Annotated in this window: 13 protein-coding genes; 4 read left to right on the top strand and 9 right to left on the bottom strand. The window is 61.5% G+C overall.

Translation table 11 applies throughout. From position 1 onward, the window contains the following. The 3 genes from A7K61_RS31880 to A7K61_RS28230 form a co-directional block, all read left to right on the top strand. The coding region (locus A7K61_RS31880; RefSeq protein ID WP_171905505.1) for an RHS repeat-associated core domain-containing protein at window positions 1-1,233 on the top strand (1,233 nt) is incomplete at its 5' end. Beyond that, complete coding sequence (locus A7K61_RS28235) at window positions 1,230-1,634, top strand: Imm50 family immunity protein (protein ID WP_069558830.1); 405 nt, start codon at window positions 1,230-1,232, stop codon at window positions 1,632-1,634. The genes A7K61_RS31880 and A7K61_RS28235, both read left to right, overlap by 4 nt. Before the next feature lie 116 nt (window positions 1,635-1,750). Beyond that, window positions 1,751-2,113 (top strand): Mpo1-like protein, encoded by a 363-nt coding sequence (locus tag A7K61_RS28230; protein WP_003189844.1) that lies wholly within the window; start codon window positions 1,751-1,753, stop codon window positions 2,111-2,113. 9 nt (window positions 2,114-2,122) lie between these two features. Here A7K61_RS28230 and A7K61_RS28225 read toward each other — a convergent pair whose 3' ends face one another. The 3 genes from A7K61_RS28225 to A7K61_RS28215 form a co-directional block, all read right to left on the bottom strand. Beyond that, complete coding sequence (locus A7K61_RS28225; protein ID WP_044274222.1) at window positions 2,123-2,920, bottom strand: acyl-CoA thioesterase II; 798 nt, start codon at window positions 2,918-2,920, stop codon at window positions 2,123-2,125. 89 nt (window positions 2,921-3,009) lie between these two features. Then, window positions 3,010-3,771, bottom strand: coding sequence for a CHAD domain-containing protein (locus A7K61_RS28220; protein ID WP_032892765.1), 762 nt, complete (start codon window positions 3,769-3,771; stop codon window positions 3,010-3,012). Window positions 3,772-3,813: 42 nt separating this feature from the next. Then, window positions 3,814-4,092: a hypothetical protein gene (locus tag A7K61_RS28215; protein ID WP_003189839.1), complete on the bottom strand. Its 279-nt coding sequence runs from the start codon at window positions 4,090-4,092 to the stop codon at window positions 3,814-3,816. A 216-nt stretch (window positions 4,093-4,308) separates the two neighbouring features. On the opposite strand from A7K61_RS28215, the gene A7K61_RS28210 reads away from it, so the two are divergent. Next, on the top strand, window positions 4,309-5,346 hold the full coding sequence (locus A7K61_RS28210; RefSeq protein WP_003189836.1) for a patatin-like phospholipase family protein: 1,038 nt from the start codon (window positions 4,309-4,311) through the stop codon (window positions 5,344-5,346). Between the two features lie 115 nt (window positions 5,347-5,461). Here the strand turns inward: A7K61_RS28210 and A7K61_RS28205 are convergent, their stop codons facing one another. From A7K61_RS28205 to kdpF, 6 genes are all read right to left on the bottom strand, one after another. Beyond that, window positions 5,462-6,151: a response regulator gene (locus A7K61_RS28205; RefSeq protein WP_032892766.1), complete on the bottom strand. Its 690-nt coding sequence runs from the start codon at window positions 6,149-6,151 to the stop codon at window positions 5,462-5,464. 137 nt (window positions 6,152-6,288) lie between these two features. Next, complete coding sequence (locus A7K61_RS28200; protein ID WP_047710379.1) at window positions 6,289-8,931, bottom strand: sensor histidine kinase KdpD; 2,643 nt, start codon at window positions 8,929-8,931, stop codon at window positions 6,289-6,291. Window positions 8,932-9,058: 127 nt separating this feature from the next. Then, entirely contained in the window at window positions 9,059-9,604 is a 546-nt protein-coding gene (gene kdpC / locus A7K61_RS28195) for a potassium-transporting ATPase subunit KdpC (RefSeq protein ID WP_044274217.1), read from the bottom strand. A gap of 27 nt (window positions 9,605-9,631) precedes the next feature. Then, complete coding sequence (kdpB, locus tag A7K61_RS28190) at window positions 9,632-11,689, bottom strand: potassium-transporting ATPase subunit KdpB (RefSeq protein WP_171905504.1); 2,058 nt, start codon at window positions 11,687-11,689, stop codon at window positions 9,632-9,634. Window positions 11,690-11,704: 15 nt separating this feature from the next. Continuing rightward, a complete protein-coding gene (gene kdpA / locus A7K61_RS28185; protein WP_069558828.1) occupies window positions 11,705-13,399 on the bottom strand; it encodes a potassium-transporting ATPase subunit KdpA in 1,695 nt (564 codons plus the stop codon). Window positions 13,400-13,408: 9 nt separating this feature from the next. Further along, window positions 13,409-13,498: a K(+)-transporting ATPase subunit F gene (gene kdpF / locus A7K61_RS28180; RefSeq protein ID WP_003218754.1), complete on the bottom strand. Its 90-nt coding sequence runs from the start codon at window positions 13,496-13,498 to the stop codon at window positions 13,409-13,411. Window positions 13,499-13,879: the final 381 nt, after the last annotated feature.

Here is a 13,879-nt window from a genome sequence, read left to right as displayed (position 1 = left end):
CGCTACCACTATGACCCCCTCGCCCGCCTGACCCGCGCCGACCACTCCCAAGACGTACAGGAACGCTTCGGCCACAACCCCGCCGGCAACCTGCTGATGCAAGACCGCCCCGGCCCGGACATCGTCGCGGCCAACCGCCTGATGATCCAAGGCGACCGCCACTACGACTACGACGCCTTCGGCAACTTGATTCGTGAGCGGCGCGGCAAAGCCCAGCAACTCATCACCGAATACCGCTACGACTGCCAGCATCGGCTCATCAGCGTCACCCAACCCAACGGCCAAACCGCCCGCTATCGCTACGACCCATTTGGGCGCCGCATCAGCAAGACCGTAGACGGCAAGACCACCGAGTTTTTCTGGCAAGGCGACAAGCTGATTGCCGAGCACCAAGCAGAGCGCCATCGCAGCTATCTCTACGAACCCGACAGCTTCCGCCCACTGGCCCTTCTGCAAGGCTTCGGCCCACACACCACAACGCCCTACCACTACCAACTCGACCACCTCGGCACCCCGCAGGAACTCACCAGCCCCGAGGGCGAAATCGTCTGGTCCGCCCACTACCGCGCCTACGGCCAGATCGCCCGGCTCGACGCGGGCAAAATCGACAACCCGCTGCGCTTTCAAGGTCAGTATTTCGATGCGGAAAGCGGGCTGCATTACAACCGCCATCGCTACTACAATCCGGATATTGGTCGCTACCTGACACCGGACCCGGTGAAGTTGGCGGGGGGGATCAATGGGTACCGGTATGTGCCCAACCCTACCGGGTGGGTTGATCCTCTAGGGTTGAGCGCAAATTGTCCTGGCTCAGGAAAGAAAAAACCGCTCTGCTCTTTGCCTGCAGAACCGGATATACCCGATGTCTCTCGTAAAGGGGCGTTCAGGCAAGCAAAAAGGGATGCCAATGTACCTATGACTCAAAACCCCGATGTGATGACACACCCTAGCTCAGGAAGAACGACACAGTACAAAATAGAAAAAATGACTGATTTGAATGATGACAATATATTGGATGAAAGCGGTAGAACCATAAACTCAAGGGTTTATCAATTCACGAGAGCAGATGGCTCTAAGGTTCTAATTCAGGACCATTCTGCCGGGCATAAATTCGGCAGACCAGACGGCATAGGTGACCAAAAAGCGCATTTCAATTTGCGACCAATAGACAAGCCTCGAAACGGAACCGTAGACGGCGGCAAGGACCATTACAACTTTAGGAGAAGTCGATGAAATACTGGAACGAACTTGATCATAATATTTTTTTTGAAAAAATTTTTAGCACGCCTGTAGAAATCGGCAAAATTGCTCTTTTTTCTTTGCAAATAGAAAATGATCGACCTTATGTGGGGTTAGGATTCGACATACCCGAATTCCCAGATACTTTGCCAAAAAAATGGGAAGGGAAAGGCTATAACACCTGCAGAATGGGCATCGATTGTCATGGCATTCGCGAATTAAAAATACACAACATCCCCATTAGAGAGGTGTTTCTTGTTGATATCACCAAGCAAAATGATCTTTTTCATTTCCAAGCAAAGAATGAAAACTCTCTAATTGAATTCAAGGCTAAATTCATTTCACTTTGCGATCCGAATGTATACATTAATGGTCCAGACGATTATTTTTTCTAGATAGAATAAAAATCGCGTAATTACTATGACCCCCATAGCCAGCCCCAATTCGCCACCCCGCCCACCTCAACCTAGACTCTGTTCAAGTTGTTTAAACGGACAGAGGATTCACCACCATGGGCAAACGTCACCCCAATCTCCCCGCCTGGCAATGGCGTCAGTACCCACAGAACCATCAGCACCCAACCAACCTGGCGTTGCACCTGATTGCCGTGCCGCTGTTTATCGTCGGTTTTCTGCTGATCGTGTCGGGCGTGTTCAGCCTGAGCCTGGCCAGCTTCGCGGTCGGCGTGATTGGCATTGTCGCGGGCCTGGCGTTGCAGCGTCATGGCCATAGCCTGGAGGCCCAGGCCAGTGAGCCGTTCAGCGATCGTAAAGATGCGGTGCAGCGCCTGGTGGTCGAACAGTTCGTGACTTTCCCGCGCTTTGTGCTCAGCGGTGGCTGGTGGCGCGCCTGGCGGCAGCGGCACCACCACTGACCGGCAGGTTCAGGCGAACACCACCACAGTCTGACGGCTAAGGGCGATCAACTCGCCGGTCGGGCTCCACAAGGCAGCGGCAGCGTGGCCGTAGCCGTCGCGGGCGTGTTCGATGTTGACGTGGTACTGGCACCAGTCGAGGGTGGTCAGGTCTTGCAGTGGCTGGATGAACTCGATGGTCCAGGTCAGGGTGCTGCCCGGCGCGGGCTTTTTCAGGTGGGGCAGCAATGCAGGTGGCCAGGCGTCGACCAGGGCGAGGATATGCGCCTCGGTCAGTGGTTCTTCTTTTACATCTCCGCGCAACCGTACCCAACCGCCCATCTCGCGGGATTTATTGCCGGTAAACGGCAGGCCACCCACACTCCAGCGCATTGCCAGATGGCGCATGAATTCGGGGGTAACACCCTTGATATAGGGCAGCTCCTGGCACTCATCCCAGTGTTTGAATACCGGTGGCGGCTCACTCGCCACATCAATCTCGGAGGGGCGAGAGGCGCCAAAACTGGCCTGGACCAGGGTCGCCACTTCACCGTTCTGCACCACGCGCCCCAGCAACTGGCTGACCGCCTTGCCTTCGCGCAGCACTTCGACCTGGTAACTGGCGGGCACATCCGGCGTTACCGGGCCGACAAAGGTGACTGCCAGGGAGCGCAGCGGTCGATCCGCCGGCACCTGGGCACGCAGCGCCTCGTATTGCAAGGCAGCGACCAGGCCGCCAAAGGTGGCCCGGCCCTGGGCCCATTCGGCAGGAATGGTGACATCCAGAGGATTGCTACGGGCAGCATCGAGCAAATCACTAAAGCGCATGGCGACCTCACATCAAGTAAATCGTGGAGGAATCTTAACCATCGAATTCGGCAGGCACAGCGCCCATTCCGGCCAAAAACCGGACCGGTTTAAAAACACTCGGCGCTAAGTTTATCCAGCACGCGGTCGGCCTTGCCTTGCGCCTTGAGCATGGTGCGCTGCCATACCGCTACGCAGGGTTGCAGGTCCGGCTCGTGACCGGCCTGGGCCAGCCACTGCCAACAGTCATGCCAATCACCCAGGGCGCTCTGGGCTTTTTTCAAGTGGGACAGGGCGTTGGCGGGTAATTTGTCCAGCTCCGGATACGCCTCGGCGGCATAGCGCACACGCTTGATCAGCAACCGCAGCCGGTGGCGATCATGATCGGGATCCTTCAGGGCCTCATCGAGTCTCTGCCATTGCTTGGCCAGGCGTTTCTGGATGCGCGGGCGCAAGCCCTTGAGCAGTTTCTGGTGCTGGGACGCGCGGATAAACCGTGGGAATGCATCCAGGATCAGCAGCAAGTGCGCCAGCTCCGGGCTTTGCGCCACCTGGCGATAAGCCTCGGGCTGCAGACGCAGGCGCCGATCAGCCGCGTCGTGATAACCGTGCTGATGCAAATACGCCGCCAGCACCTCTCGGTCGCGTAGCGGCGTAGTCAGTTGGCCAACCGTGCTGGCGGCCAATTCAAGCTGTTCGACACCGGGCAGCCCGCGCAAAGGCCGCAACAGGCTGCGCAGGCGGCGTACCGTGGTGCGCAAATCATGCAGGGCTTCATCGTCAGTGACGGCGGCGAGGCGAGCCTGGCAGCTCAGTAACCCTACTTCCAGGCCAATGACCTGAGCGACTAACTGATTGACCAACGCTGACATCCTGCCCTCACTTTCCGATGAAAAATCCTACCCGCCGCTGGGTCATCGCCCGGCGCGAGACTCACGAATGTAGAACCGCGCCTTTTCGGCCTTGTTGGAGCAGCCCTCGAACGCTTCGAACTGCTGCTGAGTCTTGGCGCCAGTCAACAGCGACAAAGCCTTGGAGTAGCTGACAGTGCCGGCAAAACCTTCGGCCTTGGCCAGGTCCAGTTCTTTCCAGGCGGCGTCCAATTGCGAGCCGCAGCTGTCGCGATACGCGGTTTTCCCAGCACAGCCAGCCAAGGCCAACACGATCACAGGCACACAGATCCAGGCTTTCATTGATGACACCTCAAATATACAAATTCAGTCGTAGCCTGTAGACGTTGCCTACAGGGAAAAGTGCCTTGTCCTTAGCCTGAAATCAGTAGTACCTATTGCCAGAGCATACCCGAGCCTGATCGCCAGCCTGGAAAAATATTGCGCGCTGTCAGCAAGGATTGAAGCAGGCCCCTTGATGGGTGCATTGTGGGCCCCTGTTTTGCGAAGGATCTGGCCATGAAGAAACGTGTTGCCTTAGTGCTGGGCTCCGGTGGGGCCAGGGGCTACGCCCATATCGGGGTGATCGAAGAAATCGAACGACGCGGCTATGACATCGCCTGTATCGCCGGCTGTTCCATGGGCGCCGTGGTGGGTGGGATCTACGCCGCCGGCAAGCTCGACGAGTACCGCAACTGGATCGAAAGCCTGGACTACCTCGACGTACTGCGCCTGGTGGATGTGAGCTTTCGCCTGGGGGCGATTCGTGGTGAAAAGGTGTTCGGGCAAATCCGCAAGATTGTCGGCGACATCAATATCGAGGAGTTGCGCATCCCCTACACCGCCGTCGCCACCGACCTCACCAACCAACAGGAGATCTGGTTCCAGGAAGGCTGCCTGCACCAGGCCATGCGCGCCTCGGCGGCGATCCCTAGCCTGTTCACACCGGTGATGCAGGGCAACCGCATGCTGGTGGACGGCGGCCTGCTCAACCCGCTGCCCATCGTGCCGGTGGTGTCGAGCCATTGTGACTTGATCATTGCGGTCAACCTCAATGCCACCAACCAGAAGCACTACCAATTGCCGGTGATCCAGCGCCCGCCCGCGTTCAAGAGCCGCTTCAACAGCCTGGCCAAGTCCCTGGGCTCCCACCTGCCGTTTCGCCGCAAGCAGGCCGAGCAGTTGATGAAACTGGAACAAGAAGCCTTGCAGGCCCAGGCCGCCGAGATCAACCCGTGGCTGGAGTCTGCCGAACCCGAAGCCCAACAACCTGCCGCGGCGCCGGAGAAAGCCGGCGCACCGAAGTCGGCGACCGGCTCGTTCATCATCGACAACGTCGGGCCTGCATCGCTGCTGGACCTGATCAACCAGAGTTTCGAGGTGATGCAAACCTCCTTGGCGCAATACAAGATCGCTGGGTACCCGCCGGATGTGCTGATCAACGTGCCGAAGCGGGTGTGCCGGTTTTTCGAGTTCTATAAAGCGCCGGAGTTGATCGCGTTGGGGCGGGAGATTGCCAGTGATACGTTGGATCGGTATGAAAGCGAACAGAGTTGAGCGTGTGGGTGTTGCGGATGGCCTCATCGCGGGCAAGCCCGGCTCCCACAGGGAAATGCATTTCAACTGTGGGAGCTGGCTTGCCTGCGATGGCGCCAGCGCAGGCACCACAGATTCAAGCACCTAGCAACCGATACCCCACCCCCGCCTCAGTCACGATAAACCGCGGCTGGGTCGGGTCATCTGCCAGCTTCTGGCGCAGGTGCCCCACCACGATACGCAGGTAGTGGCTGTCCTCGGTATGGGTTGGGCCCCAGATGTCCTTGAGCAATTGCTGCTGGGTAATCACCCGCCCCGGGTGCCGGGCCAGTTGCGCCAGCACTGCGTATTCCTTGCGGGTCAGCGCCACCTCGGCACCGTCCAGCAGTACGCGACGATAGGCCAGGTCTACGGTCAACGGGCCAAAACTCAAGGCGGCTTCCTGGGCCTCGCCCGCTGGTGCCTGGCGCAACAGCGCACGCACGCGGGCAAGAAACTCCTGGATGCCGAACGGTTTGGTCACGTAGTCATTGGCGCCACCGTCGAGGGCCTCGACCTTCTGACCTTCGCTGGCCCGCACCGACAGCACCAGCACCGGCACCGTGGACCATTCGCGAAACTCGCGCAGCACCTGTTGGCCGTCCATGTCGGGCAGGCCCAGGTCGAGCACCAGTAAATCCGGTTTGCTCAAGGCCGCTTGGGCCAGGCCTTCGTTGCCGGTGCCGGCTTCGATCACCTTATAGCCTTGGGAAGCCAGGCTGATGCGCAGGAATTTGCGGATCTGGGGTTCGTCATCAATGACAAGAATCGTCGCGGTCTGGCTCATGGTGTCTCATCAAAACCCATTAAAAAATCCCCCCTGTAGGAGCGAGCTTGCTCGCGAAAAACTTCTAGGCACCGCGTGCATTCAGGGCGCCATCATTATCGTTAACGACCTTCGCGAGCAAGCTCGCTCCTACAGGGTTATTCCAAGGCAGGTTGTGTCGGCAATGGAAGAAACAAGGTGATGCAGGTACCCCGCCCGTCAATGCCATCGGCCACGCTGATATGCCCACCGTGCGCGCCGACCATGCCCTGGCAGATCGCCAACCCGAGGCCGGTGCCCTGCCCGCCTCGATCACCGCGGGCGGCGGTGTAGAACATGTCGAAGATCTTCGCACGCTCCTCCTCGGGAATCCCTGGCCCTTCATCCGCCACGGCAAAAAACAATTGCTCATCCTGCACGCCCGCGCGCAACTGCAAGCGGCCCTGGGGCGGCGAAAACCGTGCGGCGTTTTCCAGCACGTTGACCAAGGCCTGCTCGATCAACGCCGCATGCACATACAACAAAGGCAGTTCCGGCGGCACATCGGTGCTCACTTGCAACGGCGCCAGCACGGCGCGCAATCTCCCAAGGGCACTGCCGACGATGTCGCCGGGCGACACCCAATCGCGCGCCAGTTTCAGCGCACCGTGGCCCAGGCGTGTCATGTCCAGCAGGTTCTGGATATAGCGGTCGAGGCGCTCGGCTTCATCGCGAGTGCCTTCGAGCAGTTCGCGGCGATCCTCCAGCGGGATGGCTTCACCGAGGGCCAGCAGGCTGTCGATGCTGCCACGCATGGACGTCAACGGCGTGCGCAAATCGTGGGACACCGAGGCAAGCAAAGCGCTGCGCAGTTGTTCGGTTTCGCCGTGCAGGCGCGCCGATTCCAACTCCTGCCCCAGTTGTGCCCGCGCCAGCGCCTGGGCCAGCGGTTGGCTCAACGCGGTGAGCAAGCGCCGACGTTGCCCGCTCAATTCCAGGCCAGGCTTGGCACTGACACCCAGTAACCCCAAGGGCCCCTCTTCACCCGACAACGGCCACCACCACCAACGCCCCAACGGCAAGGTGCCGGTGCCCATGCCGGCCGGCTGATCATGCTGCCAGGCCCAATCGGCGGCGGCGCGTTCGGCTTCGGTGAGGGTCAACGGGCCACCGGTCTCGACCTTCCAGCCGCCCTGGCCGTCGCGATTGACCAGGCACAAGTCGAGGTCGTTCCAACCTTGCAGATGGTGGGCGGCGGCGCTGATGACGGCTTGGCGGTCGGTGGCGGCGGTGAGCTTGCGCGACAGGTCGAGCAGCTCGCTGGTTTCTTCCTGGGTATCGCGCAACGCCTGCAACTGGCGACGCTGGCGTGCGGCGAGGTTGCCGGTCAACGCCGCCATCAACAGAAAGAACAACAGGGTCAGCACGTCTTCTTCGCGCTGGATGGCGAAGGAAAAATTCGGCGGGATAAACAGAAAATCGTAAGTCAGAAACGACAGCGCCGCACACACCAGGGACGGCCCCAGGCTACTGCGCACCGCCACCAACAGCACGGCGGCGAGAAACACCAACGAGATGTTCGGCAGCGCCAGGGCACTTGATACGGCCCAGGCCACTGCGGCAGCGGCGAGGGTCGCCACCACCGCCAAGGCGTAATCGAACCACACCAAACCGCGCACATCGGGCAGCCGTGGCGGTGCAGGCATGTCATCGCTGTCGAGGACGTTGATTTCCAAGCCGCGGGCATTGCGTAACAGGCGTGCGGCCAAGCCGCCACCGAACAGGCGCCGCCGCCAGCGCATCCGCGACTGCCCCACCAGCACCAGGCTGGCGCGGCGTTCGGCGGCATGCTGGATCAGGGTCTTGGCCACTTCCCCCGCGCGCAGCAACACCACTTCGCCGCCCAACCGCTCTGCCAGTTGCTGGGCGTTTTGCAGGCGCAGGCGCGATTGCTCATCCCGCGCACGGCCGTTGTCGATGTGCACCAGGCTCCAGGGTAAATGCCGACGCTGGGCCACGCGGCTGGCATGACGCACCAGGCGTTCAGCTTGGGCATCGCCATCCACCCCGACCAGCAAGCGCCCGCGCACCGCCGGCGCGGCCTGGCCGAGTTGGCGGTAGCCCTGGGCCAGGTCGTCATCGACATGGGCGGCGGCGGTTTGCATGGCCAGCTCGCGCAGGGCCATGAGGTTGGTCTGGGTGAAAAACGCATCGATGGCCGCACGCGCCTGCTCGGGCACATACACCTTGCCGTCACGCAGGCGCTCGAGCAGCTCGCGAGACGGCAGGTCGATCAGCAGCAGTTCGTCGGCCTCTTGCAGCACCCAGTCCGGCAGGGTTTCGCGCACGTGCACGCCGGTGATGCCGCGCACTTGGTCGTTGAGGCTTTCCAGGTGCTGGACGTTGACCGTGGTGAACACGTTGATGCCGGCGGCGAGCAGTTCCTGGATGTCTTGCCAGCGTTTTTCATGCCGGCTGCCGGGGGCATTGCTGTGGGCCAGCTCGTCCACCAGCACCAGCTTTGGCTTGGCGGCGAGCAGGCCGTCGAGGTCCATTTCTTCGAGCATCACGCCACGGTATTCGCTGCGCAACAACGGTTGTTGCGGCAGGCCGCTGAGCAAGGCTTCGGTTTCGGCGCGGCCGTGGGTTTCGACCACCCCGGCGATCAGGCGCACGCCCTGGCGCAGTTGGGTATGGGCGGCCTGGAGCATGGCGTAGGTCTTGCCCACACCGGGCGCGGCGCCGAGGAAGACTTTAAGCCGGCCACGGCCGTCCCGGGGTAGATCGGCTAACAGGGCATCGGCGCGGCCGGCGTCGCTCATGCTCGGGGGTTCCTTCAGGTATTTATAGAGGGTCTTCAAGGCCGTCATCGCGGGCAAGCCCGGCTCCCACAATGGAATGCATTCCAAATGTGGGAGCCGGGCTTGCCCGCGATGGCGGTCGCAAGGCTTACAACGTTTCCAAAGCCATGTTCAGGGCCAGGACGTTTACTACGGGCGGCCCTACCAACGGGCTTTGGATGTGCTCATCCAGCAACCGCTGCAAGGTCGACACTGGCACATTTCGCGCCGCCGCTACTCGCGCCAGTTGATAGGCAATCGCCTGCGGTGGCAAGTGTGGATCAAGGCCACTGCCGGAGGTGGTCAGCGAGGCCAGTGGCACCGGGCCCTGGCCAGGCACTGACTGTTTGCCGGCATCCTCGATTATGCGGGTCGCCAAGGCCGGATTGCTGGGGCCCAGGTTACTGGCACTGCTGGACACGGTGGCAAATGCACCGGCTGAAGGGCGTGGGTGAAACCAGCTATCGCCGGTAAAGTCCTGGGCGATCAGACTGGAGCCGCGCACCTTGCCGCTGGCGTCGCGTACCAGGCTGCCGTTGGCTTGGTCGGGAAAGGCGACTTGCGCCACGCCGGTGACTACCAGCGGGTAGGCCACGCCGGTGATCAGGGTCATGAGTACCAGCAGGCTCAGGGCTGGGCGGATGATGTTTGTCATAGTCAAATCCTCAATAAATCGGCCAGGTCAAACCAGGTGCAGCGCGGTCAGCAGCATGTCGATGGCCTTGATGCCCACGAACGGCACCAACAGCCCGCCCAGCCCGTAGATCAGCAGATTGCGCCGCAGCAATGCCGACGCACTCGCCGCCTGTACGCGCACGCCGCGCAGGGCCAGCGGAATCAGCACCACGATAATCAGCGCGTTGAACACGATGGCCGAGAGGATCGCGCTCTGCGGGCTCTGCAAGTGCATGATGTTGAGCACGCCCAGTTGCGGGTAGATCGAGGCGAACAGCGCCGGCAGGATCGCGAAGTACTTGGCCACGTCATTGGCGATGGAGAAGGTCGTCAGCGCGCCACGGGTCACCAGCAGTTCCTTGCCGATCTGCACCACGTCCAGCAGCTTGGTCGGATCGCTGTCGAGGTCGACCATGTTGGCGGCTTCGCGCGCGGCCTGGGTGCCGTCGTTCATCGCCATACCAACGTCAGCCTGGGCCAGCGCCGGGGCGTCGTTGGCGCCGTCGCCACACATGGCGACCAGGCGACCATCGTTCTGCTCATGGCGAATACGCGCGAGTTTCTTCTCTGGCGTGGCTTCGGCCAGCACGTCGTCCACCCCCGCTTCAGCGGCAATCGCGGCGGCGGTCAGCGGGTTGTCGCCGGTGACCATCACGGTGCGAATCCCCAGCTTGCGCAACTCGGCAAAACGCTCGCGAATACCGGGCTTGACCACGTCCTTGAGATGAATTGCCCCCAGCAACTTGCCATCGGCGCACACCAGCAAGGGCGTGCCGCCGCTTTGGGCGATCTTGTCGATTTCCCGCGACAGCGCAGGCAGCAGGTCGCTGCGTTGCTGGCCGATAAACGCCAGCAGCGAGTCCACCGCGCCTTTACGGAACACACGGCCCTGGTAGTCGACACCGGACAAACGGGTCTCGGCGCTGAAAGGGACAGCGGTCAACGCCTCCAGGCTCGGCTCGGCATGGGGGTGCAAGGCGCGCAGGTATTCAACGATGGACTTGCCTTCCGCCGTGTCATCGGCCAGGGACGCCAGCAGCGCGCCTTCGGCCAATTCGCGGCCGCTGACGCCAGGCGCCGCGACCACAGCCGAGCAACGACGGTTGCCGAAGGTGATGGTGCCTGTCTTGTCCAGCAACAGCACATGCACATCCCCCGCCGCTTCCACGGCGCGGCCAGACTTGGCGATCACGTTGAGACGCACCAGGCGGTCCATGCCGGCAATGCCAATGGCCGACAACAAGCCGCCAATGGTGGTAGGAATCAGCGTCACCAGCAGCGCGACCAGGAACACCAAAGGCAAGCTGCCATTGGCGAAGTGGGCGAACGGCTGCAGGGTCACGACCACCAGCAGGAAGATCAGGGTCAGGCCGATCAGCAGGATATCCAGCGCGACTTCGTTGGGGGTTTTCTGGCGTTTGGCGCCTTCCACCAGCGCGATCATGCGGTCCAGGGTGGACTCGCCCGGGTTGGCGGTGATGCGGATGAGCAGCCAGTCCGACACCAGCAGCGTGTTGCCGGTGACGGCCGAACGGTCGCCGCCGGACTCGCGGATCACCGGGGCGGATTCGCCGGTAATCGCCGCTTCGTTGACCGCCGCAATCCCTTCGACGACCTCGCCGTCACCGGGGATCATTTCCCCGGCGGCAACACGTACCACATCGCCCTTGCGCAGGCTGGTGGCCGGCACCACCTTGAAGCTGCCATCGGCTTCCTGGCGACGCGCGCTCAAGCCTTCGCTGCCGGCCTTGAGGCTATCGGCACGGGCCTTGCCACGCCCCTCGGCCAAGGCTTCGGCGAAGTTGGCAAACAGCACGGTGAACCACAGCCACACGGCGATTTGCACGGCGACAAACGTTGGAACGGTGGTATCGGGCACAAAGCACAGCACGGTGGTGAGGATGGCGGTCAGTTCGACTACCAGCATCACCGGCGAGCGTTGCAGTTGGCGTGGGTCCAGCTTGACGAAGGCCTGGACCAGCGCTGGGCGCCACAAGGCCGAGATAGCGGTTTTGGCAGGCTCCTGGGTTTTGACCGGGGCCGCGTTTTTTGCAGGCATATTCATTTTCATATCCCTTAACTAGAAGCCCATGCTCAGGTGTTCAGCGATGGGGCCCAACGCCAGCGTCGGCAGGAAAGTCAGGCCGCCCACCAGCAAAATGGTCACGGTCAACAGGGTGACGAACAGCGCGCCATGGGTGGGGAAGCTGTTCTGGCCAATCGGTGCGGTCTTCTTCATCGCCAGGCTGCCGGCCAGGGCCAGGACCGGGAGGATGTAGCCGAAACGGCCGATCAACATGCCCAGGCCAAGCATCAGATTATGGAACGGGGTGTTGGCGCCGAGGCCGGCAAACGCCGAACCGTTGTTGGCACTGGCCGAGGTGTAGGCGTAGAGCAACTGACTGAAGCCGTGTGGGCCAGGGTTACTGATAGCACCCGCCGGGCCGGGCAAGCTGGCGGCAATGGCACCCAACACCAGCACGCCGACCGGCATCACCAGCAGGGTCACCACCAGCAATTGCACTTCCTTGGCCTGGAGTTTCTTGCCCAAGTATTCCGGCGTGCGGCCGATCATCAGGCCGGCGAGGAACACTGCGATCAACACGTTGAGCAACATGCCGTACATGCCGGCACCGACACCGCCGAAGATCACTTCGCCGACCATCATGTTCACCAATGCCACCATCCCGCTCAGGGGGCTGAGGCTGTCCTGCATGCCGTTGACCGAACCGTTGGAGGCCGCGGTGGTGGTCACCGACCACAGCACGGTGCCGGTGGTGCCGAAGCGTGTTTCCTTGCCTTCCAGTGGTGCGGTTTGCTCCACCGCCGGGTTGTTCAGGGTGGGATTGGGCTGGTACTCGGACCACAGCGACGTCGCGCCGCCGATCAGGAACAGCGCCAGCATGCACGCGAGGATCGCCCGGCTCTGGCGCAGGTCCTTGACGTAGTGGCCGAAGGTAAACACCAACGCCACCGGGATCAGAATGATCGAGGCCACTTCAAACAGGTTGGCCCAGGCGGTCGGGTCTTCGAACGGATGCGCCGAGTTCACGCCGAAGAAGCCACCGCCGTTGGTGCCCAATTGCTTGATCGCAATCTGGCTGGCAGCCGGCCCCAGGGGAATCACTTGGTCCACGCCCTGCAGCGTGACGGCATCCACATAGTGGGCGAAGGTTTGCGGCACGCCCTGCCATACCAGAAACAGCGCGAGCACCAGGCACAACGGCAGCAGGCCGTAGAGGGTGGCGCGGGTCATGTCGACCCAGAAGTTGCCCAGGGTCTGGGCAGATTTGCGCCCGATCCCACGGCACAAGGCGACCAGGACGGCGAGACCGGTCGCCGCACTGACGAAGTTCTGCACCGTGAGGCCGGCCATCTGGCTCAGGTAACTCAAGGACGCCTCGCCGCTGTAGTTCTGCCAGTTGGTATTGGTCATGAAACTGACGGCAGTGTTGAACGCCAGGGTCCATTCCTGGCCGGGCAATTTCTGCGGGTTCAGTGGCAGGGAGCCCTGGAATAACAGGATCGAGAACAACAACAAGAAGCCCGCCAGGTTGAACGCGAGCAAGGCCAGCATGTATTTCTGCCAGCTCTGCTCTTGCTGCGCATCCACGCCCGAGAGGCGGTAACAGGCCTTTTCAACAGGCCCCAATACGGGCGTGAGCCAGGTGCGCTGGCCTTCCATCACCTTGTAGTAGAACCGCCCCAGAAACGGTGCCGGTACCAGTACCACGGCGAAGAAGGCGATGATCAGCCAATAGTCATAACTGTGCATAGCCCGCTCCTAGTTCCGATCCGCGCGTAACAGCGCAACCAGCAGATAAATGAACAGCGCCACGGCCAATAGCAGTGACACCCCGTCCAGAACGCTCATGGAAGTCTCCCCTTCGTGCGGCGATTGCCGCGTGTGGGGGCATTGTCCGCAGGAGCGGTGTAAAGGAACGAGAGCGAGGGGCTGGGTGGGGCGTAAAGATGGCGTAAAGAGTGGGTTTATGCGGGGTTTACAGGGAGATATGCAGTGGCTGGGAGGGCCTCATCGCGGCATAGGTATCTACACAACTTTGGTGTGACGCTGGACTGGTGGCGAGGGAGCTTGCTCCCGTGGCGGACTGACGGCCGGCGCCTATCTCCCTGACGCCCCAGGATCCAAATGTGGGAGCTGGCTTGCCTGCGAAGACGGCCTGACAGTCAACGCAGTTGGATGGTGTACATATCCATTCCTGCGGTAACGGCTACTTAGGGTTCCGCCCTGACA

The sequence above is a fragment of the Pseudomonas sp. AP42 genome (assembly GCF_001728935.1).
In the GTDB taxonomy this organism is placed as follows: Bacteria; Pseudomonadota; Gammaproteobacteria; order Pseudomonadales; family Pseudomonadaceae; genus Aquipseudomonas; species Aquipseudomonas lactis.
This window is presented reverse-complemented; position numbering and strand designations above follow the sequence as displayed.